Below are 21,856 nucleotides of genomic sequence, written 5' to 3' on the forward strand. Positions count from 1 at the left end.
GGGTTTCCGGCCGGCCGGTGGCCGGAGGCGGGCGCCCGCCGGCCGGAAGCCGACTCAGTAGGTGACGACGATCCGCCGCGCAGGCCCGTCCACCCGGATGTTTCCGCCGACGGGGACCACGAGTTGCGGGTCGGTGTGGCCGAGGTCGACGTCGAACACGGCCATCGTGTCCGGGGCGTACTCCCGAAGGGCCCGCAGGACGGCCTCCCGCTGTCGCTGCCGGAAGTCGGCCCGTTCCGAGGCGTCGAGGGGGCTGTCGAACGACCAGCTCTTCGCCCGGCCCATCAACAGCGCGGGGAACTGCCGCAGGAGACCGCGTTCGCCCATGCTCCGCAGGACGCGGTAGACCTCCTCGGCGCGCGGCATCTCCTCCGAGGTCTCCAGGAACAGCACCCGGCCCGCATGGGAATCCGAGGGTCCGACGCGGTCGGCCATCAGGAGTTGGGCGAGGATCTCCAGGTTGCCGCCCCAGCCGGGACCCTCGACGATCCGGTCGCCGCCGTACCAGGTCCAGCCGTCGACCGGCTCCGTCACCGGTTCGGAGTCGAAGGTCCGCGGGTCGTCCCAGGGGCTGTTGACGTCCCCGGACGCGGAGGCCTCGGTCAGCTCGTACGGGCCCGAGGTGAACAGCGCCGCGCGGAGCGAGGCCGCCGTCGCCGGGTGCATCCTGCCGGGACGGCCCAACTCGACCATCACCGAGCCGCCGTGATAGGTGACCATGCCGAGGTCCCTCAGGAAGAGCAGCAGGTTGGTGTTGTCGCTGTAGCCGAAGAACGGCTTGGGGTGGGCACGCAGCAGTTCGCGGTCCAGGTGCGGCAGGACCGTGATCTGGTCGTCGCCCCCGATGCTGGCGATCACCGCTTTGACCTCGGGGTCCGTGAACGCCGCGTGGAGGTCCGCGGCCCGGTCCGCGGGCGTCGCGCCCATGCGCCGGGTCGTCGGGTACTCGACGGTCCGCAGCCCGAAGTCCTCCCGGAGCCTGCGCAGCCCCAGCTCGTACGGCAGCGGGAACAGTCCGGGCAGCCCGGACGAGGGGGACACCACCGCGACCAGGTCGCCGGGGCGGGGCTTGGCCGGGTGGACGGGCTCGATCATGGTCATCGGGCGATCGTAGACGAGGCCACGGCCCGGCCCCCGGCGGCTTCGGGTGCCGCCCGACGGCCCCAGGTGCGAACGAACGTGCGATCCGGTGCGGGCCTGCGGATGCGCGGCGGCGGGGCTGGCGCCACAGTGGGCCCATGGGTATCGAAGACTACGGCGGCGGGCCCGGCGCCCAGCAGACCGGCGTACTGGTGGTCACGACCAACGACGTCCCCGGGTACCGGGTCGAGCAGGTCATCGGAGAGGTCTTCGGGCTCACCGTGCGCTCCCGGCACCTGGGCAGCCAGATCGGCGCGGGCCTGAAGTCCATGATCGGCGGGGAGCTGAAGGGCCTGACCAAGACCCTCGTGGAGACCCGCAACCAGGCCATGGACCGGCTCATCGAGCAGGCCAAGGCGCGCGGCGCGAACGCGGTGCTGATGATGCGCTTCGACGTCACGGAGGCCGCCGACATCGGCACCGAGGTGTGCGCCTACGGCACGGCCGTCGTGCTGGTGCCCGGCTCCTGACCGGGGGCCGGTCGATCCGGCCCCGGTGAGTCCCTCCCGCAAGTCCGCTCCACGGCAACGAGGACCCGCTGGGCGCGATCCTCGTCAACGGAACGGTCCACACGCCCACGGTCACCCCGGTGCCCTCCGCGTCCGCCGTCGACAGCGAGGGGACGGCCGGTGAGAACGGCGCCGCCGCGAACGTCCTGGACGGGAACCCCTCCACCATCTGGCACACCCGGTGATACGCCGCCCCCCTGGACCTCCATCGCCGAACTCAACGTCGGCCACCGGCCCTGAAGTCGGGACTTCACAAGGCCCCCCGCCCCATGCCGGCCCCCCGGTACGGTGGCCTCCCGAGACGAGGAGGCGCCATGACCCGACGCAAGTCAGCGGCAGAGGTGTTCGACGCACTGGGGGAGCGGTACGACGACCTGTTCGGGCAGGTGCCCGGCCAGCTCGAAGCCCTCGACTGGCTCGCGGACCGACTCCCCGCCGGCGCCCGGGTCCTCGACGTCGGCAGCGGCACCGGCCGACCCACCGCCGAGGTGCTCGCCCGGGCCGGCCACGCCGTGACCGGCATCGACGTCTCGGCGGCCATGGTCGAGGCGGCCCGCGCCCGGGTCCCCGGGGCCCGCTTCGAGCAGGCCGACGTGCGCACGTACGCGCCGGAACCGGGCCGGTACGACGCCGTCTGCTCGTTCTTCCCCCTGCTGGTCATGGACCAGCCGGACATCGCCGCCGCACTGCGCCGCATGGCGTCCTGGGTGGTGCCGGGCGGCTACCTCGTACTGGCCACGGTGCCCGGCGACATCCGGGGCCTGGACATCGAGTGGATGGGCCACCCCGTCACCGTCAGCAGTCTCTCCACGGAACACCACCTCTCACTGCTCGCGGAGGCGGGACTGGACGTGCTGCGCCACCACACGGCCTTCTTCACGCCCACGGATCCGCTCGCGGGCCCCGAGGAACACCTGTTCTGCTTCGCGCGCCGCCCGGCCTGAGCGGCCCCGAACCGCCCCGTCCGCGCCATCCCGAGCACCGGCAGGTCGGTGCGGGCCGGCAGTTCCTTCGCGCGGCTCAGCCTGATGCCGAGCAGGTACTCCTTGACCCCCTCGTCGGTGGTGCGACGGACGGCGCCGCGCAGTTCCGGCAGCGTGATCCCCAGCCGCGCGGCGTGCTCCGCGACCGGGATGGGCGCAGCGCGTCCCGCGCCGGCGCCTCCGGCACGGCGTCACCGTGCCGCGACACCTCGGCGCGGGCGTGGCGCAGTGCCACGAGCAGCGCGTGCAGGGCGGCCGTCGCCTCCACCTCCAGCAGCGGGCCGCCGCGCCGGGTCGCGCGGACGATCCCGTCGACGACGTGCCGGACCCCGTCCGTCGCGCTCAACGCCACCAGCGGGCGGTCGGGGGTCACGTAGCCGAGGTCCGTGTACGCCTCCACGGCGGATCCGGTGAAGTCCACGAAGCACTCGCCCCAGCCGCCCGCGCCCGGCCCGTAGTGGTGCTCGACCCCCGGTACCAGCCACAACGGGGAAGCGCCGCCTCCTGCACGCCCACGCCGAGGCAGACCGGGCCGAGCCGTCGACGTCCCGAGGTCGGGGAGAAGTACCGCGTCCAACTGCTGTACGGGGGCGTCGACATCTGCGGATCGTGATCCACGGGGCCGTGCCGCCCAAGAGGTCATCACGCGTGCCGACAAGATCAACGACGTTGACAGGGCGCTGCCGGGTGCGTCTAATGGGAGCCGGTGTCGCGTGACTCCGGCCACAGAGCAGTGGGCCGGCCGGTGATCGGGCGAACACCCTTCACATCCGAGGACGCGCCTTGAGCCAGAACTCCGCGCCCCGCAGCTGACGCGTTCGTGGCCGTGCACCGGCCGCGCGCAGCTCCGCAGCACCTCACCTCCACCACCCGGCACGCCCGCGGTCCTGCGGCCCCGCCGCGCCGTTCGGCGTCCGCCCGGGTCGTCCTTCCGCACGCCCCGCCCCGGTACGCACCGCGGGCCCGGCGGCGTGCCCACTCCTGCCCCGAGAGGCGAACAACCGTGCCCACGTCCTTCAACCAGTCCGTCATCGAGGAGTTCCGAGCCCGCGAGGGGAAGGTGGGCGGCCCGTTCGAGGGGTCGCGACTCCTCCTGCTGACCACCACCGGCGCCCGGTCGGGCGCCGAGCGGACCACACCGCTCGGCTTCGTCCGCCACGCGCAGGGACTGCTCGTCGTCGCCTCCAACCTCGGCGCCCCCCGCCACCCCGACTGGTACCACAACCTCCTCGCCCATCCCCAGGTGCGGGTGGAACTCGGCGCCGACACCTTCGAAGCCCTCGCCGTCCCGGCCGAGGGGGCCCGCCGTGACGAACTCTTCGCCCACGTGCTCGCCGCCGAGCCCGGGTACGGCGACTACCAGGACCACACCGACCGGATCCTGCCGGTCGTGGTCCTCGGACCGGCCGATCCCGACGGATGGCAGGCACCCGGGGAGGTCCGCGACCTCGCGGCCAAGGTCATGGAGGTCCACACCTGGCTGCGGGCCCAACTGCACCACGTGAGCGCCGAGACCGACGCCCACTTCGCCGCCCGCGCCTCGCACACCGGCCCGGGCGAGCCGCCGCCGCCGGGGCTCGGCCTGCAGATCCGGCAGCGCTGCCTCGCGTTCTGCCAGGCCCTCGCGTTCCACCACACCAGCGAGAACGACCACCTGTTCCCCGGCATGGCCCCCCACCACCCGCACCTGGCCGACACGTTCGCCCGGCTGCGGACGGAACACCAGGAACTCGCCCGGATCCAGGGCGCGCTCGTCGCCCTCCTGGACGGCGTCCACATCGCCGAACCGGAGCTCTTCCGGACGGAGTTGGCCCGGATGACCGCCGAACTGACCGCGCACCTCGACCACGAGGAGGCGGAACTCGTCCCGCTGCTGGCCGAGATCCCCTGGCCGCCGCAGCCGCCGGGCCGCGACTGAGCGCGGGGAGGAGGGGGAGCACGGGGAGCAGGGGGAGTAGGGGGAACGGGACCCGTGGACAGCCCTCCGCCGTCGGTGGGGCATTCCGCGGGCGGCGTCCCGGACGGCGCCCGGACAGCACCCGGACGGCGCCCGGACAGCACCCGGACGGCGCCCGGACAGCACTCGGGCGGCGCTTCGGACAGCACTCGGCGGCGCTCCGGAGACGGTCCCGGAAAAGTTTTTCGGAAACGGTGGCAACCGATGGGACCTTCGCGCGTCGTGCGGGGGTGAAGGGCGTAGTTGAGCGCCCTCGACCCGACCGTGGAGAACCACTGTGAAGAACATCAAGCGCTCCCCCCTCTCCGCCCGCCGGGCGGCCGTAGTCGTCGCCGTCGCCGCAGGTGCGGCCGTCGTCCTCGGCGGGCCGGCCGTCGCCGCGCAGGGGGCGGCCGGCGCTCCGGTGCCCACCGCCAGTGCGACCCCGAGCGCCGCGCCCAGCACCGTGCCGAGCCCGTCCGCGACCGCCCCCGCCGGCGCGAAGCCGACTCCGTCGGCCAGCGTTCCCGCGAGTGCCAGGCCGAGCGTCCCGACGAGCCCGAAGCCGACCCCGAGCGCGAGTGCGCCGGGCAGCGCGAAGCCGACCGCCCCCGGTGCCGCGCCGTCCGCGACGCCCTCCGCGACTCCCGGCGGATCCGAGCTGGCGCATACTGGCTCCTCGGCGACCACCGTCGCCCTCGGCGCGGGAGCGGCCGGGCTCGTCGCCGTCGGTGGCGGAGCCCTGTACGCCGTACGGCGCCGCGCCGCCAACTGAGGATCCACGTGCTCGACCTCGCACCAACCATCAGCCCCCTCACGCCCGGGTTCGCCCGGGCGTGGCGGGGCTTGTGGCGGTGGCTCTCGCGCAGCGACCGTTCCGCCCCGCCGGCCGGTCCCGGGACGCGCCCGTACGCGTACACGTACGGCCACGGCCCGACCTTCGACGACGACGGGACGCACGGCGCGGACGCGCCGGCGCCCCGGCCCACCGTCAGTGAGCTCTACCACGCGCACCGGCTGGGCATGGTCCGGCTGGCCGTGCTCCTCGTGGACGACGTATCCACCGCGGAGGACGTGGTCCAGGACGCCTTCACCGCCCTGTACCGCCGGTACGGAGAACAGATCACGGAGGTGGACAACGCACTGGGCTACCTGCGCACCTCGGTGGTGAACACCTCGCGCTCCGTGCTGCGCCGCAGGCGCACCGCCCGGGCCTGGGTGCCGCCGGTGACGGCGGACATGCCCTCGGCCGAGGCGTCGGTCGTGTGGGGAGAGGCGCATCGGGAGGTGCTCGCCGCGCTCCGCGGACTGTCCCCGCGCCGCCGCCAGGTGCTGGTGCTGCGCTACTGGGCCGACCTGAGCGAGGCGGAGATCGCCACCACCCTCGGCATCAGCCGCGGAGCGGTGAAGTCGAACGCCAGCCGCGGTCTGGACGCGCTGGAGAAGATTCTGGAGGGCCGGGTATGACGGGCAGGGAGCACCACGACGGCGAACGCCCCGTGGAGTACCGACTGCGGCAGGCCCTGGCCGCGCGGGCGGACGAGGTGACCGTCATCGGGCTCCGGCCGGCCGATCCGCCGGGTCCCCACCTGCGTCGGCTGTCGGTGCGCGCGCTGTGGCGACGGCGCTCGGTCCGGGTCTTCACCGGGTTCTCCGGGTTGGCGGCGGCGGCCCTGGCCGGGTACCTCGTGCTCGGACCCGAATCCGTGGCGCCCCGGCCGGTGCCGCCCGCCGCGCCGCCCGAGCTGACCTCGCCGAGCCCCAACCCGAAGCCCACCCCGACGCCGACCCCGAGCCGGCCGCCGGCGTCCTCGCGGCCCGGTGCGGTGCCGTCGCCCTCGGCGACTCCCTCCGGGTCGCCCGTGCCGTCCCGGACCCCGCCGAGCGGTACCGCCGTGCCCAGCTCCAGTTCGACGCCGCAGCGGGCGCCCGCGACCAAGCCGGCGAACTCCGCCCCGCCGTCCACCGCGGCCCCTTCGGGCGGCAGGCCCTCGGCCACGCCGAGCACACCGGCGACCTGACCACCGCGACGCCCCGTCCCGCCCCGCACCCGGCTGCTCCGCCGGGTGCGGGGCGGCCGCGCGTGTGGCGCCGCGGACCCGGCAGGATCCGGACGGGACAAGATCCCGTCTGCCGCGCGGCCGCCCTCCGGGCGACAACGCGACTTTGACGACAGGTCCTAGGGGCGGGTCGAGCCGGTCGCCTCGATCACCTTGACCAGGGGCGCCAGTTCGGGGTTGCCCGACGCCTCGTCCAGAGCCTCGCGCAGGGCCGCGTCGTTGGTCGGGCGGGCCAGGGACAGGAGGGTCAGACCCGCTGCGCTGACATCGGTGTAGATGCCGCGGCGGTCGGTGTCGCAGATGTAGCGGTTCAGCAGGCCGCGGTCCTCCAGCCGGCTGACCAGGCGGGTCGTCGCGCTCTGGCTGAGCACCACCGAGTCCGCGACCTGGTGCATGCGCAGGTGTCCGCCGGGGCCCTGGTGCTGCCGGCTGAGGACGTCCAGCAGCGAGTACTCGCGCACGCTCAGCCCGTGGCCCGCCTGGAGCGCCCGCTCGATGTGGGCCTCGATGCGGCCGTGGAGGAGGGAGAGGGCGCACCAGCCCTGTGCGAGAGCGGTCAGTGCGCTGTCCGTGGCCGTCATGGCTCCTCCGTCGATTGCCGGTGGCGTCGCCCTACGACGCCGACGCGTACCGCCAGGATAGGTCACTCGCGCAATAGCCCGCGCTTGCAAATATCCCGCGTCTGCAATTAATGTGGACGAAGGCAAACGGCGAACGCACGATTTTTCGTCGTGTTCGAGCCGTCCCGTGCCCGACCGCGCCGGACGCCTCGACCCACTCCGTCCCCACCCCTCACTCGAACCCTGAAGGGCACCTCCCTCATGCCTCTCGCGCTCCTCGCCCTCGCCATCGGGGCCTTCGGGATCGGCACCACCGAATTCGTGATCATGGGCCTGCTCCCCGAGGTCGCCGCCGGCTACGGCGTGACGATCCCCACCGCCGGCCTGCTGGTCACGGGCTACGCCCTCGGCGTCGTCCTCGGCGCCCCGCTGATGACCGTCCTCGGCACCCGCGTCCCCCGCAAGCGGATGCTCATGCTGCTGATGGGCCTCTTCATCGTGGGCAACGTGCTCTCCGCGCTCGCCCCGACTTTCGGCCTCATGCTCGCCGGGCGGGTGGTCGCCTCCCTGGCCCACGGCGCCTTCTTCGGGATCGGCTCGGTCGTCGCCGCCGGGCTCGTCGCCCCCGAGAAGAAGGCCGGCGCCATCGCCATGATGTTCACCGGCCTGACCGTCGCCAACGTCGTCGGCGTCCCGCTGGGCACCCTCGTCGGACAGAGCCTCGGCTGGCGCGTCACCTTCCTGATCGTCGCCGCGCTCGGCGTCCTCGGACTCCTCGGCATCGCGCGACTGGTCCCCGAACTGCCCAGCCCCGAAGGCGGCGTACGCATCCGGCACGAGATCGCCGCGTTCCGCAACGTGCAGGTCCTGCTCGCCATGGCGATGACCGTTCTCGGCTTCGGCGGGGTGTTCGCCGCCATCACCTACATCACCCCGATGATGACCAACGTCGCCGGTTTCGCCGACACCTCCGTCACCTGGCTGCTCGTCCTCTTCGGCCTCGGCATGGTCGCCGGGAACCTCGTCGGAGGCCGGTTCGCCGACCGCGCGCTGATGCCGATGCTGTACGTGTCCCTCGGCGCCCTGGCCCTCGTACTGGCCGTCTTCACGCTCACCGCCCACAACAAGGCGGGCGCCGCGATCACCGTCGTCCTCATCGGCGCCCTCGGGTTCGCGACCGTGCCCCCGCTGCAGAAGCGGGTCCTCGACCAGGCCGCGGGCGCACCCACCCTGGCCTCCGCCGTCAACATCGGCGCCTTCAACCTGGGCAACGCCCTCGCCGCCTGGCTCGGCGGGGTCGTGCTCGCCGCCGGCCTCGGCTGGACCGCGCCGAACTGGGTCGGCGCCGCCCTCGCCGCCTCCGCGCTCGTCCTCGCCGTCGTCTCCGGGGCCCTGGAACGCCGTACGGCACACCGAGACGGGGCCGGAACCGGCCGTGTCGTCGCCGGAGCCCCGGTGCCCGCGCCCGCACCGCTGCCCGCCCACCACTGACCGCCCCCACCCCTTCCCCCCCCACGCACACACCACAGGAGCCCCGCATGTCCGGCGCCACCACCGCCCGTCCCACCATCACCCCCCTGACCGGCGCCGACGCCGACCTGCTCGTCGCCGCAGCCCGGGCCGCCGCCGAAGCGGCCGGGGTCACCGTCAGCGTCACCGTCCTCGACGCGGGCGGCCACCTGCTCGCCTTCCGCCGCGACGAGCGGGCCGTGCTGATCTCCGGCGAGACCAGCACCCGCAAGGCCTTCACCGCCCTCCAGCTCGACGCCCCCACCGCCGACCTCGTCGACGCCGTCCAGCCCGGCGGGCCGTTCCACACCCTGCCCACCGCCCTCGACCGGCCGCTCCTCTTCATCGCGGGCGGCCTGCCCGTCCACCGCGACGGCCGACTCATCGGGGCCATCGGCGTCGGCGGCGGCGCCCCCGACCAGGACCACGGCTTCGCCGCCGCCGCACTCGACGCCCTGGTCCAGGACGTGTTCTAAGTCCCGCCCGGCCCGCGGCGTCCGGCGCCCCCGTCGGAGCACGCCCCGGCCACCGGCCCCCTCCGGTCGCGCGCCCGTGTCCCCCGTGCCAGGTTGGTACAGGGGATACGGGCACACCATGCGACAGACGACCGGGAAGTTCGGCAGAGGCAGGACCATCGCGACGGCAGCGGCCGCCGCCCTGGTCACCCTCGCGGTGCCCGCCTGCTCGGCCTCCTCCGGGACCGCGCCCGCCGCTCCGGCCAGCCCGGGAGCCGCCGCGACCACCGCCGGCGCCGCCCCCGATCCGACGCCCCCGCCGGCATCCTCGTACCCGATGTCCACCGCGCCGCTCACCGTCCCGGCCGTACGGGAACACGAGCCCGCGCGCGGCCCCGGCTGGAAGCCCGCGACCGGCTCGCGCGTTGTCGTGGCCCCCGCCGACAGAGCCGCCCTCGCCGACGAGGGGAAGCTGCTCGCCGAGGAACTGAAGCTCGGGTACGCGGAGTCCGACGAGGTGAAGGCCGGCGACGTCGAACTGGACCTCGGTGCGAAGGGGTCCGGCGCCGCCGAGTCCTACACCCTCACCGTCCGGGACGGCCGGGTCCGAATATCCGGACCCGACGAGGCGGGCGTCTTCTACGGCACCCGCACCCTGAAGCAGGCGGTGCGCGGCGCCGGGTCCGCCCCGGAGGGCACCGTCAAGGACGCACCGGCCAAGCCGCAGCGCGGCCTCAACCTCGACATCGCCCGCAAGTACTTCGCCCCCGAGTGGATCGAGGACCGGCTGCGCGAAATGGCCGACCTCAAGCTCAACCAGCTCGGCCTGCACTTCTCCGACGACCAGGCCTTCCGGATCCAGTCCGACAGCCACCCCGAGATCGTCTCCACCCCCCACCTCACCAAGGCGGAAGTCCGCCGGATCACCGCGCTCGCCGCCCGGCTGCACATCGCGGTCGTCCCCGAGATCGACTCGCCCGGACACCTCGGCGCCGTCCTGCGCGCCCACCCGAACCTGCAACTGCGCGACGCGCAGGGCAAGGCCGTCAAGGGCGCCGTCGACATATCCGACCCGGCGTCGGCCGAACTGGTCGACGAACTGCTGCGCGAGTACATCCCGCTGTTCCCCGCCGGAGCCTGGCACCTGGGCGCCGACGAATACCAGGCCCTGGTCGTCCGCGACCCGCAGGCCTCCTTCCCGCAGCTCGCGGCCGCCGCCCGGCAGCGCTACGGCCCCGCGGCCCGGGTCCAGGACCTGGCGACGGGCTGGCTGAACGACAGGGCCGCGGTCGTCCGCCCGTCGGGCAAGGCACTCAAGGCGTGGAACGACGGGTTCTTCCGCGGGGGAGTGGTCGCGGCGGCCCCGGACATCCAGGCCGAGTACTGGACCGGCAAGGAGATCGGCGCGCGGCCACCGCTGGAATACCTCGACGCGGGCCGCAAGGTCGTCAACCTCAACGACGAGTACCTCTACTACGTGCTCGGCCAGCCGAACGAGTTCACCTACCCCACCGGCCGCCGCATCTACGAGCAGTGGACCCCGCGCGTCCTGCGCGGCACCACGGCCGTCCCCGCCCGCTACGACCCGCAGATACTCGGCGCCCGGCTCGCCATCTGGGCCGACCTGGCCGGCGCGCAGACCCCCGCCCAGGTGGCGGCCGGGATCCGGCTGCCACTGGCAGCCCTGTCGCAGAAGGTGTGGGACGCGCGGCCCCCGCAGCAGCCCTGGACCGGCTTCCAGGCCCTCGCCGACCGCCTACGGACCCCGTAGCCCCCGTAGCTCCCGAACCGCCGCCCGCGAACCCCGCGGCGCTACCCCCTGCCCGGACTTCCATGCCGCCGCCACGCGGATTCAGCCGAACGGGTGGGCGCGCGGCGCGGGGGCCCCGGGCGCCTCGCTAGCGTGGGCCGCCGGATCTCAACGGAGGCGCCCATGGACGCACATGACCCGGCGCCGGACGCAGCCGCAGGGTCCGCCCCGGCAGAAGAAGGCGCCGCCGGGCCGGCCGCGGACTTCGGGGCGGCGCTGCGTCGGATCAGGACCGAACGCGGGCTGTCGCTCTCCGCGCTGGCACGGCTCCTGCACTACAGCAAGGGCTACCTCAGCAAGATCGAGAACGGCACCAAGCCGCCCACCGCCGATCTCGCCCAACGCTGCGACGAGGCCCTCGGGGCGGGCGGCGCACTGGCCCGACTGGTGCCGGACACGGTGCCGCAGGCACGCAGAGCGGAGGACGGGCCCACGGCCTGCCCGTACCGGGGCCTGGCCGCGTTCGGTCCCGGCGACGCCGACTGGTTCTTCGGACGGGAACGGGCCACGGCGACGCTGCTCCAGCGGCTGGCGGGGCAGGCGGGCAAGGGCCCCCTGGCGGTGGTGGCACCGTCGGGCGCGGGCAAGTCCTCACTGCTGCGGGCCGGGCTCGTGCCCGCCCTGCGACGGGGCGGCGGCGGACCGTTCGGAGTCCGGGCGCCGCGCGTGGTGCTCTGCACACCGACGGCCCACCCGATGCGGGAACTGGCACGGGTGCTGGAGCCCACCGCCCCACCGACCCCGGCGGCGCGGCCGGACGGCCCCGCGCCGGTCGGGGCCCGGCTGGTCCTGGTGGTCGACCAGTTCGAGGAAGTGTTCACGCTGTGCCGCGACGAGGCCGAACGGCGGGCCTTCATCACCGCGCTCACCGAACTGTCGGCGCTCTCCGGCGGCGACACCGACGCCCCCGCACTCGTCGTCCTGGGCCTGCGCGCCGACTTCAGCGGGCGCTGCCTCGCCCACCCCGAGCTCGCCGACGTGTTCAGCCGCGGCCTGTTCGTCCTCGCCCCGATGACCCCCGAGGAGCTCCGCGCGGCCATCACCCGCCCCGCCGAGCGGGCCGGGCTGCTGCTGGAACCCGGCCTGGTGGAACTCCTGGCACGGGACGCCGGCGCGGAGGACGACGCCCCGGCGGGTTCGGCGGGCGCCCTACCGCTGCTGTCGCACGCCCTCCTGGTGACCTGGGGCGCCCGCTCGGGGCGCACCCTCACGGTCGCCGGCTACGAGGCGACGGGCGGACTGCGCGGCGCGGTGGCGCGCACCGCGGAGGACGTGTTCACCGGGCTCGACCAGGCCGGGAAGGACGCGGCCCGGCGCGTGCTGCTGCGGCTGGTGCAGATCGGCGACGGGGACGTGGAGACCCGGCGCCGCGTCGAACCCGACCGACTGCTCGCGGGGCTGCGCGACGCGGGCGCGGCGGGCGCCGCGCTGGACGCCTTCGTGCGGGCCCGCCTCGTGACGGCCGGGGAGTCCGCGGTGCGGATCACCCACGAGGCCCTGCTACGGGCCTGGCCCAGGCTGCGCGAATGGATCCACTCCGACCGGGCCGGGCTCCTGCTGCGCCAGCAGCTCGCCGACGCCGCGGCGGCCTGGGTGCGCGGCGGCCGGGACGCGGAGCTCCTCTACCGGGGCGGCCGCTTGGCGGCGGCCGGGGAATGGGCCGAGCGGCAGGACGGCCGTGACCCGCCGGGCCCCTGGGAGGGCGAGTTCCTCGCCGCGAGCCGGGCCGAGGAACACGGACGGCGACTGCGGTCCCTGCGCCGGGCGCGGACGCGCCGCAGGCTGCTGGTGACGCTGGGCCTGCTCCTGGTGCTGGCGCTCACCGCCGGCGGCCTGGCCTTCCACCAGTGGTCCCGCGCGGTGGAGGAACGGCTGGTCGCGCAGTCCCAGGCGCTGGCGGTGCGGTCCGGGGCGCTGGCCTCGGGCCAGCCGGAGGCGTCGATGCTGCTGGCGGCGGAGGCGTACCGGACGGCCCCGACGACGGAGGCGCGCGGCGCGCTGCTCAGCACGCAGGCGCAGGCCTTCACCGGCAGGCTGTCCGGGCACACGGGCCCGGTCAACGGCGTGGCCTTCGCCCCGGACGGCACATTGCTCGCGACGGCCAGCGCCGACGCGACCGTACGGCTGTGGGGCGGCGCCGGCCACCGCTCGACGGTGGCCACGCTCACCGGGCACGGCGGGCCGGTGCTCGGGGTGGCCTTCGCCCCGGACGGCCGACTGTTGGCGTCGGCGAGCGCGGACGGGACGGTCCGCTTGTGGCGGCTGCCGGAACGCCAGCCGGCGGGCACGCTCTACGGACACGGCGGCGGGGTCCGTTCCGTCGCCTTCTCGCCCGACGGCGCGACCCTCGTGTCGGGGGGAGTCGACGGGACGGTACGCCTGTGGGACACGGCGTCAGGGCAGCCGCGGAGCACGCTGCGCGGCCACACCGACGCCGTGCACGGGGTCGCCTTCTCCCCGGACGGGCGCCGGGTGGTCTCGGGGGCGGCCGACCGCACGGTCCGGCTGTGGGAGGTGACCGCCGGCGCGGGCGGCGGTGCGCAGGAGGTCCTCGAAGGACATGACGACGGGGTCCTCGGGGTGGCCTTCGCACCGGACGGTCGCAGCGTCGCCTCGGGCGGCGCGGACCGCACCGTCCGGATCTGGGACGTCTCCGGGCCGGGCCGGGCCGCGCAGACGGAGGTGCTGCGCGGGCACAGCGACGACGTCAACGCCGTCGCCTACACGCGTGACGGCACCACCGTCGTCAGTACCAGCGGCGACGGCACGGCCAAGCTGTGGGACACGGCCGGACACCGGGTCACGCAGGTCCTCGCCGGTCACACCGACTACGTGCTCGCGGTGGCGGTCGGACCGGACGACCTGCTGGCCACCGGAGGGTTCGACCGGTCGGCGGTGGTGTGGGACCCGGGCCGGACCGCGCTGGTCGTCCGCCCCTTCGCCGAGGTGTGGCAGGCGGCGTTCGCCCCCGGCGGGCGGCTGCTCGCCTCGGCGGGCGCGGACCGGGCCGTCCGCCTGTGGGACCTGCGGCAGCGCCGCCCCGCCGGCATGCTGACCGGGCACCAGGGGGCCGTGTTCGCCGTGGCGTTCTCCCCCGACGGACGCCTCGTGGCGTCGGCGGGCGCCGACCGCACGGTCAGACTGTGGGACTGCGCCCGGCGAACGCCGCTCGCCACCCTCACCGGGCACGGCGGTTCGGTCTTCGCGTTGGCGTTCTCACCGGACGGCCGGACCCTCGCGTCGGCGAGCGCGGACCGCACGGTGAAACTGTGGGACACCGCCCGACGGGCCCAGCTCAGCACCCTGACCGCGCACCAGGACTTCGTCAACGCGGTCGCGTTCAGCCCTGACGGCCGGGTCCTTGCCTCGGGGAGCGACGACCTGACGGTGCGGCTGTGGGACGTCGCCGGTCGTTCGCCGCGGACGGTCCTGCGCGGCCACGGGGGCGCGGTGCGGAGCGTGTCCTTCAGTCCCGACGGGGAGCGCCTGGCCAGCAGTGCCAACGACGGGACGGTCCGGGTGTGGGAGCCCGCGTCGGGGCGTTCCCTCGCCACTCTGACCGGGCACACGGGTGCGGTCCGCGCCGTGGCCTTCGGGCCCGACGGCCGGGTCCTGGCCTCCGGTGGCATCGACGGCACGGTCCGGCTGTGGGACGCGGTCGGGTTCCGGCCGGTCGCCACCCTCGCGGGACACGGCGGGGCCGTGTGGGGCGTCGCCTACGACCCGTCCAGCGGGAGGCCCGCGAGCAGCGGCACCGACGGCACCGTCCGCTTCTGGTCCGTCGATCCGGGCGGACGGACGGCCGAGATCTGCACCCTGATCGGGGATCCGACGCCGGGGCGCTGGCGTTTCCTGCTGCCGGGACGCCCGTACCGGTCGCCGTGCGGCTCCGCCGCTCCCACCGCCGCCCCGCCGGACTGACGCCGGGTCAACGTGCCTGTTGGGAGGGGGTTTCCCGAGGGTTTCCCGTTTCCCGTCCCGGTGGGCGACCGCCGGCTCCTCGACACCCGGGGGTGCCGGGGCACAGTCTCGGAGTGCCAGGCGGCCCGGTGGAGAACCGGACCGCGATCACGGGGACGACACCCGCGGCAACACCGCGACGGGGACGGGGAGACGTACATGGGGATGCGCAGAACGGTGGGGGCGGCGCTGGCGGCGGTCCTGCTCCTGGCCGGCTGGGGAGGGGCCCGGGCGGCGGCGGCAGGGGCGCGGGCGGAGTCCTGCGGCGTGCTCGCCCCCGGGGCCTCGGCGGTGGCGGAGGCCGCCGTACGGGCCGCGTGCGAGCAGATCGGCGTCTGGTACACCTGGGGCGGCGGTCACGGACCGCGGCCGGGGCCGACGTACGGCCAGGTCGATCCGAGCGACCCGGCCAGTGAACACGACCCGGAGCGGCTGGGCTTCGACTGCTCGGGGCTGGTCCGGTACGCCTACTCCCGCGCCGCCGGCGGCGACCCGCTGTCCGGCAACGCGTACCACCAGTTCAACTCCCCGCAGGTGAAGCAGCGTTTCACGGCGGCCCGAGGGACGGCGCCGCTGCTGCCGGGCGACCTCCTTGCCTGGGGGACCGGGGGTTCCGTCCGCCACATCGCGATCTACCTGGGTGCCGGAAAGATGGTGGAGGCCCGGCAGTCGGGCACCCGGATCGCGGTCGGCGACGTACGAGCGGGAGGGGACTACGCGGGTGCGGTCCGCATCGACGCGGCCCCGCAGGCCCCGGGAACGTTCAGCACCTGGGGCACCGATGTGTGGACGCACACGGAACCGTCCACGAGCAGCGGGCGGGTGCACCGGTTCCCCGGCCCGACATCGGTGCGCGTCGATTGCCAGAAGCACGCCGAGACGGTGACGGCGGAGGGCTACACCAACGACGCCTGGTCCTACCTGCCCGAGTACCGGGCGTGGATCACGAACATCTACCTCAAGGGCCCCGCCTGGTTGGACGGCGTGCCCACCTGCCGCTGACCTCCGGTCGGCGAACACACACCACACCCACGCACCACCACACCCACACACCGACACGCCCACGCACCACCACACCCATCACCGGCTCCCGACGGAGCCCTTTCGAGGAGGAAGCATGTCCGCACGCAAGAAGATCGCCCTCGGTCTCGCCGCCGCCGCCCTGGCGGGCGGCCTGGCCACCGCCACCGGGCCCGCGATGGCGACGCCCACGGCCGTGAAGGGCGCGGCCGCCGAATGCGGGGTCCGCTCCGACGGCAAGCTGTGGTGCGGCAACAGGGTCGGCGCCAAGGGCTACGAGCACCGCTCCTACGGCTCCGCGGTGCGCGGCCCGCTCAACACGGGCTTCAGCTGGTTCCAGTGCTGGGGCCGCGGCGACAACCACTCCGGCGGCAACAACGTCTGGTACTGGACCAAGCTGGACAACGGGCAGTGGGGCAACGTCCCGGCCGTGGACGTCCACACGTCGGTCGACCCCGCGCCGGGCCTGCGCGAGTGCTGACGGCCTGACGGCCCGACCGACGGCTTGACGGCCTGGAGCGCCGAGCCCGAGTCGACGGGCCGGGGCCGCCCCTTCCCGTACGGGGAGGGGCGGCCCTTCGCGCGTCGTGGCCGTCCCGCCGGTCGGGAACGGGGGGACTCACGCGGGGGCGTCGGCGTACTGGGCGGCGTATTCCGCGGTCGGCGGGACGACGGTGATGACGTCGATCAGGACGCCGTCCGGGGCGCCGACGACGAAGTGCCGTTGCCCGAACTCCTCCGTGCGCAGCGGGAGGACCTCGGTCAGTCCCGCGCGGGCCACCAGGCGGTGGTGTTCGGCGTCGACGTCGGCCACCTCGAAGTTCAGCAGCAGGCCGCCGCGCAGGGGGACGCGGTGGCCCTCGGGGACGCTCGGGTGGGCCGGGTCCAGGAGGGCCAGTTCGTACTGGGGGGCGTCGGGGCGGCGCAGGCTCACGTACCAGTCGGCCTCGAAGGTGATCTCGAAGCCGAGGTTGCGGGTGTAGAAGTCGCGGGAGGCGCTCACGTCCGTGGTCGCGATCACCGGGTAGAAGCCGCCGAGTGCGTTGGTCATGACCGTCTCCTCACGTCCGGCCGGAGCTCGGCGCCGGCCCGTTCCATTCGCATACCCGGAGTATGTGAACCTTGGGGCTAGCATACCCCGGGTACGCGAAATGGGAAGGCGGTACGTGCGATGGCGGTCAACCGGGCACAGCAGCGCGAGGCCACGCGCCGGGCGCTGCTGGCCGAAGGCCGGCGACGGTTCGCGGACGACGGGTACCACCACGTCGTTCTCGCCGAGGTCGCGCAGGCGGTCGGGGTGACCAAGGGGGCCGCCTACCACCACTTCGACAGCAAGGCGGGGCTCTTCCGGGCCGTCGTCGCCGAGGTCCAGCGCGAGCTGGGGGAGCGGGTCGCGGCCGCGGCGGACGAGCACGCGGACCCCTGGGAGCAGCTCCGGGCCGGGTGCCGGGCCTTCCTGGCCGCGGGATCCAACCCCTCGGTCCGGCAGATCCTGCTGGTGGACGCGCCGGCGGTACTCGGCTGGGACGAGTGGCGGGCCCTGGACGAGGAGCACTCCGCCCGGCACCTCGCGGAAGCGCTGACGGCCCTCGCCGCGGCCGGGGTCATTCCCGCCCAACCGGTGGAACCCCTGGCGCGGCTGCTCTCCGGGGCGATGAACGAGGCCGTGCTCTGGCTGGCCAGGGGCGGCGACCTGCCGGCCACGGAACGCGCCCTGGACCGGCTCCTGTCGGGACTGCGGGCCCCTTAGTGCGCCCGCGCCCGCGCCCGCTCCTGCGACGCGGCCGGTCGGGTCGGCTCGCGGCCGTACCGGGCGGGGGCGGCGTCATGGACGTCCGGGATCGGCAACGGCGCGATCCCGGCTCGGTGACGAACGGGATCGAGCCGTCGCCCTGGCCGGATCCCGGCGCTACGTTGACGCGCGACGCTTCAGCGCGGCGGAGGCGAGTGGCAGCGGCCAGAGGGAGACGACGATGCGAGCAGTACGACACCGACGGACGGCTCTGGGGGCCGTCGCCCTGTGCGGGGTGTTGGCGCTCTCGGGATGCCGGGGCGGCGCCGGTGACGACGGGGCGGCGCCCGGCGGGCCGACCGCCGCCCCGGCCACGGCCTCCTCGGCCGGGGCGAAGCCCGCCGGGACGGCGACGGCTCCGCGGGAGCCGAGGGCCACGCCGAGCGCGACCAAGGCGCCCGCCGTCGCGACGACCCCCGCAAAGAAGCCCAAGTCATCGGTCCCGGCGGCCACTTGCGACCACCGGATGCCGATCTCCCCGGACGAGATCCAGGTCAACCGCTACACGCCCGAGGGCGGCTTCCACAGCCTGATCGTCAGGCACGGCAACTGGGGCTGCGGCGCCCCCGACACCGATGGCGCGCCCTTCGAGACGGTGGGCAAGGAGACGTACCTTCCGATCGCCGCCGATGCCGAGGTCACCGCGGTCACCCCGATCGTCGCGAGCACCGAGAACCAGAAGATCACCCTGCAACAGCTCATCGACTGGCTCGTCGCCCACCCCGACCAGGGGCTCGTCTTCCGCTACCACCTGGGCGCCGACGGGGGCTCCGGCGAGGGGCCCGCGATCGACACCCTGGACCAGGTCTTCACTCCCTGAGCCGAGGATCCTCCCGGCGGGGGAGGAGGGCGGTCGAGGGCCGGGGGAGGCGCGGGCGCGGTCCGGCTACCAGATGGCGGAGACCCACTCCGGGTGGTCGATGAACGGGTTCCGGTTGTGCTGGTAGGAGTCGAAGATGACCTGGTTGCGGCGCTGCTCGAAGGCGTCCGGCGGGTCCTGCTGGTGCCACTGCTTCAGCAGGCTGATCCGGCCCATCGCCGGGGCGCTGCCGTTGTTGACCTTGTCGTTCATCTCCAGGTTGGCGAAGCCGTCGCCGCCCTCGTAGCGCACCGCCATGTACAGCAGCATCCGCGCGACGTCGCCCTTGACCGCGTCCCGCGGCTCGAAGGAGTCACCGTCGGTGAAGCTCCCGGTGGCCTCGGAGACGGGGCTGCCGCCCTTGTCGAAGTCCTTGTTGCCCCGGGTGCTGTTGACCGTGACGTCCTCGGGGCGCAGGTGGTGCAGGTCGGTGCCCGGGCCGGTGGCGGTGCCGAAGTCGCCGTGGCTCTTGGCCCAGACGTGCTCGCGGTTCCAGTCGTTGGCGCCACCGCCGTTGGTGGACTTGGACTGGGAGCGGCCCGAGTAGAGCAGGATGACGTTGTTGGAGTTGGCCGGGTCCTGGTCGGTGACCTTGAGCGCGTTCCACACCCCGTCGTAGGACACCTTGGACTGGTTCTTGATGATGCCGTGCAGGGCGGACTTCAGGGCCGCGCCCGTCTTGCCCGCGGCGGGCGCGTAGTAGTCCGCGTAGGGGTCGACCGCGGCTGCGGCCGGGGCGGCCGCGGTGGTGTCGCGGAGGCCGGCGTGGGGATCCGCCGCCGTCCGGTCCTGGACCGCCGAAGCGGTGGCGGGTATGAGGAGCAGGGAGGCGGCCGCGAGGGCGCTCGCCCAAGTGGCCGAACGGGAGATTCTCATGACGTGGGGGATACCTCTCCACATGCACCGTCCCCGACCTGGCAGTTGGCGGGGTGTCTGGTGGCAGAGCGAGGTTCACATTGTCATGTGCCCTACAGGTTGATTCCATGTGTCGGGCGTGAAGATCCCGAGGGTGTTTCGGGCCCTCCCGAAGGGCAGGGTACGGGTGGCCCCGGGTGGGGTCCGACCGAGCCCGAACAGCCCCGACAGGAGCCGTACATGCCAGTGAAGATCCTCATCGTCACCGGTGACGCCGCTGAGTCGCTGGAGGTCCTCTACCCCTACCAGCGGCTGCGCGAGGAGGGCTACGACGTCCACATCGCCGCGCCCGCCGTGAAGAAGCTGCGCTTCGTGGTGCACGACTTCGAGGAGGGCTTCGACACCTACACGGAGAAGCCGGGTTACACCTGGCCGGCCGACATCGCCTTCGCCGACGTGGTCCCCGAGGAGTACGCGGCCGTGGTCGTCCCGGGCGGCCGCGCACCCGAGTACCTGCGCAACGACCCCGAGGTGCGGCGGATCCTGGCGGGCTTCGCGGACGCCGACAAGCCGATCGCGCAGATCTGTCACGGCCCGCTGATCACCGCCGCGAGCGGGGCGCTGGACGGTCGGAGGGTCACCGCCTATCCCGCGCTGGAGCCGGACATGCGCGCGGCGGGGGCCTCCTTCGAGGACTCCGAGGCGGTCGTCGACGGCACGCTCGTCTCCGCCCGGGCGTGGCCCGACCACTCCGCGTGGATGCGGGAGTTCCTCACCGTGCTGCGCGCCAAGGCGCCGCAGGACTGACCTGCGGGGCGCGAGGTGCCGGAGCGCGGCTCGGGCGTGGGGTGGCGGAGCGAGGGCCGGGTGTGAGGTGCGACCTGCCGTCGACGCCTGCACGGAGCGCCGCATCCGGCGTCCGCCGCCCCCGGGGGAGCACCGCATCCGCCGTCCGCCGTCCGCGGAACCGAGCCGCACCCGGCGCGTAGCGCCGCGCCCGCCGTCCGCAGGCCTCCGTGGGGCCGCGGCCGGCGGGCGCGGGTGCTCGTCGCCCGGGGTGGGGTCGGATCGGGCGATCGGGTCGGGTGACCGGGTGATCGGGTCGGGGCGACCCGTGGTGGGCAGGGGGGTCCGCGACCCGGAGGATCAGCCGTTCGTCGTGACCTGCGGGGCGGGCTCGTACTTGTAGTTGGCCGGCCCGAAGTTCTTCTTCACGGCCGTCTCCCAGGAGCCGTCCGAGACCATCTTGGTGAGCGCGGAGTTGATCTTGCGCTGAAGGTCCCCGTCGCCCTTTTTGACGCCGATGCCGTAGTTCTCGTTGCTCAGGCTCAGCCCGACCAGCCGGAACTTGCCCTCGTTGCCCTTCTTCGCCGCGTACCCGGCGAGGATGGAGTTGTCGGTGGTCATCGCGTCGACCAGGTTGTCCTGGAGGGCGACGAGACACTCGGAGTACCCGCCGAGCTCCAGCACGCTCGCCTTCGGGGCGAGGTTGCGCTTGACGTTCTCGGCGGAGGTGGAGCCGGTCACCGAGCACAGCCGCTTGGTGTTGAGGTCCTCGCCCTTGGTGATGGAGGTGTCGTCCGCGCGGACGAGCAGGTCCTGGTGCGCGACGAAGTACGGGCCGGCGAAGTCGACCTTCTCCTTGCGCTTGTCGCTGATCGAGTAGCTGGCCGCGACGAACTTGACCTCGTTGTACTGGATCAGGAGTTCCCGGTCGGAGCTGTACACCTGCTTGAACTCGATCTCGCTCGGCTTGTAGCCGAGTTCCTTCGCGATGTACGTGGCCACGTCGACGTCGAAACCGGTGAAGGTGCCGTCGCTCTCCCGCATCCCGATGCCGGGCTGGTCGAACTTGATCCCGATGGCGATGGGCTCCTTGGGGTCCTCACCGGCACAGCCCGAGGCGGTGGCGGCGATGGCGATCGCGGCGGCGACCGCACCGGCCTTGGGAACCTTCATGCTGAACTCTTTCCTCGGGAACGCGGAACCACGGAGGCGTGAATCGCGGGAACGGGGCACGTGGGGGACCGCGGCGTGTGAACGCACGTGAACGCACGTGTACGAGGAAGCTAGGAAGGTCTCGGGCTCAGCGTCACTAGATCTGAGTAAAACTTGAGGATAACGATCCGGTTCGGCCGAAGATCCTGCGGCGGCCCGGCCCCGGCGGGGGAAGGGTGTCGGCCGGGACGGTCTGCGCGGAGTGAGGCGCCGGGCACTGCCCGCTGTCGAGGAAGCGCCCCGGATCGGGCTCATCCGGACATTGTCCCGCGCGGGAGCCGCTCAAACGTGTGATCGAACGTGGATCTCCGGGCCGATATGATCAACGCAGCAAGGTCGTAGCGCAGAGGTCGTCGCGCCCAAGCATCGAGCTGGAGGACGTCGGTTCGAATCCGACCGGTCTTGCGTCT

At 73.9% G+C, this 21,856-nt stretch carries 21 protein-coding genes and 1 tRNA gene; 16 read left to right on the top strand and 6 right to left on the bottom strand.

Annotation, left to right across the window (positions count from 1 at the left end; translation table 11 throughout):
• Window positions 1-54: 54 nt before the first annotated feature.
• Window positions 55-1,095 (bottom strand): S66 peptidase family protein, encoded by a 1,041-nt coding sequence (locus ACFVS6_RS32585; RefSeq protein ID WP_389709629.1) that lies wholly within the window; start codon window positions 1,093-1,095, stop codon window positions 55-57.
• A gap of 143 nt (window positions 1,096-1,238) precedes the next feature.
• Between ACFVS6_RS32585 and ACFVS6_RS32590 the strand changes: the two genes are divergently transcribed.
• Together ACFVS6_RS32590 and ACFVS6_RS32595 are read left to right on the top strand one after the other, a co-directional pair.
• Window positions 1,239-1,610: a YbjQ family protein gene (locus ACFVS6_RS32590; protein WP_389709566.1), complete on the top strand. Its 372-nt coding sequence runs from the start codon at window positions 1,239-1,241 to the stop codon at window positions 1,608-1,610.
• Between the two features lie 353 nt (window positions 1,611-1,963).
• Window positions 1,964-2,593, top strand: a complete 630-nt coding sequence (locus tag ACFVS6_RS32595) for a class I SAM-dependent methyltransferase (RefSeq protein WP_389709567.1) — start codon at window positions 1,964-1,966, stop codon at window positions 2,591-2,593.
• A gap of 76 nt (window positions 2,594-2,669) precedes the next feature.
• On the opposite strand, the gene ACFVS6_RS32600 is transcribed toward ACFVS6_RS32595, so the two are convergent.
• A complete protein-coding gene (locus tag ACFVS6_RS32600) occupies window positions 2,670-3,119 on the bottom strand; it encodes a hypothetical protein (protein WP_389709569.1) in 450 nt (149 codons plus the stop codon).
• Window positions 3,120-3,635: 516 nt separating this feature from the next.
• Between ACFVS6_RS32600 and ACFVS6_RS32605 the strand changes: the two genes are divergently transcribed.
• From ACFVS6_RS32605 to ACFVS6_RS32620, 4 genes are all read left to right on the top strand, one after another.
• Window positions 3,636-4,550 carry a nitroreductase/quinone reductase family protein gene (locus tag ACFVS6_RS32605; protein ID WP_389709571.1) on the top strand — a complete coding sequence of 305 codons (915 nt, stop codon included), beginning with the start codon at window positions 3,636-3,638 and terminating at the stop codon, window positions 4,548-4,550.
• Between the two features lie 316 nt (window positions 4,551-4,866).
• Window positions 4,867-5,343, top strand: coding sequence for an LAETG motif-containing sortase-dependent surface protein (locus ACFVS6_RS32610; protein WP_389709573.1), 477 nt, complete (start codon window positions 4,867-4,869; stop codon window positions 5,341-5,343).
• Window positions 5,344-5,351: 8 nt separating this feature from the next.
• The gene (locus ACFVS6_RS32615; protein WP_389709575.1) at window positions 5,352-6,035 is read left to right on the top strand and encodes an RNA polymerase sigma factor; all 684 of its coding nucleotides are present in this window, start codon (window positions 5,352-5,354) and stop codon (window positions 6,033-6,035) included.
• On the top strand, window positions 6,032-6,589 hold the full coding sequence (locus tag ACFVS6_RS32620) for a hypothetical protein (RefSeq protein ID WP_389709577.1): 558 nt from the start codon (window positions 6,032-6,034) through the stop codon (window positions 6,587-6,589). Before ACFVS6_RS32615 ends, ACFVS6_RS32620 begins: the two co-directional genes overlap by 4 nt.
• 158 nt (window positions 6,590-6,747) lie before the next feature.
• Here the strand turns inward: ACFVS6_RS32620 and ACFVS6_RS32625 are convergent, their stop codons facing one another.
• The gene (locus tag ACFVS6_RS32625) at window positions 6,748-7,209 is read right to left on the bottom strand and encodes a MarR family winged helix-turn-helix transcriptional regulator (RefSeq protein ID WP_389709579.1); all 462 of its coding nucleotides are present in this window, start codon (window positions 7,207-7,209) and stop codon (window positions 6,748-6,750) included.
• 240 nt (window positions 7,210-7,449) lie between these two features.
• Here ACFVS6_RS32625 and ACFVS6_RS32630 point away from each other — a divergent pair, with 240 nt between their 5' ends.
• The 6 genes from ACFVS6_RS32630 to ACFVS6_RS32655 all read left to right on the top strand — a co-directional run bounded on the left by ACFVS6_RS32630 (window position 7,450) and on the right by ACFVS6_RS32655 (window position 16,423).
• The gene (locus ACFVS6_RS32630) at window positions 7,450-8,679 is read left to right on the top strand and encodes an MFS transporter (protein ID WP_389709581.1); all 1,230 of its coding nucleotides are present in this window, start codon (window positions 7,450-7,452) and stop codon (window positions 8,677-8,679) included.
• Window positions 8,680-8,726: 47 nt separating this feature from the next.
• Window positions 8,727-9,173, top strand: a complete 447-nt coding sequence (locus ACFVS6_RS32635) for a heme-binding protein (RefSeq protein WP_389709583.1) — start codon at window positions 8,727-8,729, stop codon at window positions 9,171-9,173.
• Window positions 9,174-9,291: 118 nt separating this feature from the next.
• Window positions 9,292-10,923: a glycoside hydrolase family 20 protein gene (locus ACFVS6_RS32640; protein WP_389709585.1), complete on the top strand. Its 1,632-nt coding sequence runs from the start codon at window positions 9,292-9,294 to the stop codon at window positions 10,921-10,923.
• 162 nt (window positions 10,924-11,085) lie between these two features.
• A complete protein-coding gene (locus ACFVS6_RS32645) occupies window positions 11,086-14,883 on the top strand; it encodes a helix-turn-helix domain-containing protein (protein ID WP_389709586.1) in 3,798 nt (1,265 codons plus the stop codon).
• 198 nt (window positions 14,884-15,081) lie between these two features.
• Entirely contained in the window at window positions 15,082-15,924 is an 843-nt protein-coding gene (locus ACFVS6_RS32650; protein WP_389709588.1) for a C40 family peptidase, read from the top strand.
• A 115-nt stretch (window positions 15,925-16,039) separates the two neighbouring features.
• On the top strand, window positions 16,040-16,423 hold the full coding sequence (locus ACFVS6_RS32655) for a hypothetical protein (protein ID WP_389709590.1): 384 nt from the start codon (window positions 16,040-16,042) through the stop codon (window positions 16,421-16,423).
• A gap of 138 nt (window positions 16,424-16,561) precedes the next feature.
• On the opposite strand, the gene ACFVS6_RS32660 is transcribed toward ACFVS6_RS32655, so the two are convergent.
• On the bottom strand, window positions 16,562-16,993 hold the full coding sequence (locus ACFVS6_RS32660) for a VOC family protein (protein WP_389709592.1): 432 nt from the start codon (window positions 16,991-16,993) through the stop codon (window positions 16,562-16,564).
• 120 nt (window positions 16,994-17,113) lie between these two features.
• Here ACFVS6_RS32660 and ACFVS6_RS32665 point away from each other — a divergent pair, with 120 nt between their 5' ends.
• Both ACFVS6_RS32665 and ACFVS6_RS32670 read left to right on the top strand, forming a co-directional pair.
• Window positions 17,114-17,692, top strand: coding sequence for a TetR/AcrR family transcriptional regulator (locus ACFVS6_RS32665; protein ID WP_389709594.1), 579 nt, complete (start codon window positions 17,114-17,116; stop codon window positions 17,690-17,692).
• Window positions 17,693-17,915: 223 nt separating this feature from the next.
• A complete protein-coding gene (locus tag ACFVS6_RS32670; protein ID WP_389709596.1) occupies window positions 17,916-18,554 on the top strand; it encodes a hypothetical protein in 639 nt (212 codons plus the stop codon).
• A 66-nt stretch (window positions 18,555-18,620) separates the two neighbouring features.
• Here ACFVS6_RS32670 and ACFVS6_RS32675 read toward each other — a convergent pair whose 3' ends face one another.
• A complete protein-coding gene (locus ACFVS6_RS32675; RefSeq protein ID WP_389709598.1) occupies window positions 18,621-19,469 on the bottom strand; it encodes an endonuclease I family protein in 849 nt (282 codons plus the stop codon).
• A 219-nt stretch (window positions 19,470-19,688) separates the two neighbouring features.
• On the opposite strand from ACFVS6_RS32675, the gene ACFVS6_RS32680 reads away from it, so the two are divergent.
• Window positions 19,689-20,255: a DJ-1/PfpI family protein gene (locus ACFVS6_RS32680; protein WP_389709600.1), complete on the top strand. Its 567-nt coding sequence runs from the start codon at window positions 19,689-19,691 to the stop codon at window positions 20,253-20,255.
• 339 nt (window positions 20,256-20,594) lie between these two features.
• Here the strand turns inward: ACFVS6_RS32680 and ACFVS6_RS32685 are convergent, their stop codons facing one another.
• Window positions 20,595-21,407, bottom strand: coding sequence for a glutamate ABC transporter substrate-binding protein (locus ACFVS6_RS32685; RefSeq protein WP_389709602.1), 813 nt, complete (start codon window positions 21,405-21,407; stop codon window positions 20,595-20,597).
• A gap of 371 nt (window positions 21,408-21,778) precedes the next feature.
• Here ACFVS6_RS32685 and ACFVS6_RS32690 point away from each other — a divergent pair.
• Window positions 21,779-21,851 (top strand) — tRNA-Arg (locus tag ACFVS6_RS32690).
• Window positions 21,852-21,856 lie beyond the last annotated feature (5 nt).

It is taken from the genome of Streptomyces sp. NPDC057939, assembly GCF_042887545.1.
Taxonomy (GTDB): Bacteria; Actinomycetota; Actinomycetes; order Streptomycetales; family Streptomycetaceae; genus Streptomyces.

What these genes read in the sequence shown, in the direction of transcription:
- ACFVS6_RS32590 (WP_389709566.1), top strand. Translation starts at nt 1,239, where the DNA reads ATGGGTATCGAAGACTACGGCGGCGGGCCCGGCGCCCAGCAGACCGGC.
- ACFVS6_RS32620 (WP_389709577.1), top strand. Translation starts at nt 6,032, where the DNA reads ATGACGGGCAGGGAGCACCACGACGGCGAACGCCCCGTGGAGTACCGA.
- ACFVS6_RS32645 (WP_389709586.1), top strand. Translation starts at nt 11,086, where the DNA reads ATGGACGCACATGACCCGGCGCCGGACGCAGCCGCAGGGTCCGCCCCG.
- ACFVS6_RS32675 (WP_389709598.1), bottom strand. Translation starts at nt 19,469, where the DNA reads ATGAGAATCTCCCGTTCGGCCACTTGGGCGAGCGCCCTCGCGGCCGCC.
- ACFVS6_RS32680 (WP_389709600.1), top strand. Translation starts at nt 19,689, where the DNA reads ATGCCAGTGAAGATCCTCATCGTCACCGGTGACGCCGCTGAGTCGCTG.
- ACFVS6_RS32650 (WP_389709588.1), top strand. Translation starts at nt 15,082, where the DNA reads ATGGGGATGCGCAGAACGGTGGGGGCGGCGCTGGCGGCGGTCCTGCTC.
- ACFVS6_RS32625 (WP_389709579.1), bottom strand. Translation starts at nt 7,209, where the DNA reads ATGACGGCCACGGACAGCGCACTGACCGCTCTCGCACAGGGCTGGTGC.
- ACFVS6_RS32640 (WP_389709585.1), top strand. Translation starts at nt 9,292, where the DNA reads ATGCGACAGACGACCGGGAAGTTCGGCAGAGGCAGGACCATCGCGACG.
- ACFVS6_RS32595 (WP_389709567.1), top strand. Translation starts at nt 1,964, where the DNA reads ATGACCCGACGCAAGTCAGCGGCAGAGGTGTTCGACGCACTGGGGGAG.
- ACFVS6_RS32665 (WP_389709594.1), top strand. Translation starts at nt 17,114, where the DNA reads ATGGCGGTCAACCGGGCACAGCAGCGCGAGGCCACGCGCCGGGCGCTG.
- ACFVS6_RS32655 (WP_389709590.1), top strand. Translation starts at nt 16,040, where the DNA reads ATGTCCGCACGCAAGAAGATCGCCCTCGGTCTCGCCGCCGCCGCCCTG.
- ACFVS6_RS32630 (WP_389709581.1), top strand. Translation starts at nt 7,450, where the DNA reads ATGCCTCTCGCGCTCCTCGCCCTCGCCATCGGGGCCTTCGGGATCGGC.
- ACFVS6_RS32670 (WP_389709596.1), top strand. Translation starts at nt 17,916, where the DNA reads ATGCGAGCAGTACGACACCGACGGACGGCTCTGGGGGCCGTCGCCCTG.
- ACFVS6_RS32635 (WP_389709583.1), top strand. Translation starts at nt 8,727, where the DNA reads ATGTCCGGCGCCACCACCGCCCGTCCCACCATCACCCCCCTGACCGGC.
- ACFVS6_RS32660 (WP_389709592.1), bottom strand. Translation starts at nt 16,993, where the DNA reads ATGACCAACGCACTCGGCGGCTTCTACCCGGTGATCGCGACCACGGAC.
- ACFVS6_RS32685 (WP_389709602.1), bottom strand. Translation starts at nt 21,407, where the DNA reads ATGAAGGTTCCCAAGGCCGGTGCGGTCGCCGCCGCGATCGCCATCGCC.
- ACFVS6_RS32585 (WP_389709629.1), bottom strand. Translation starts at nt 1,095, where the DNA reads ATGATCGAGCCCGTCCACCCGGCCAAGCCCCGCCCCGGCGACCTGGTC.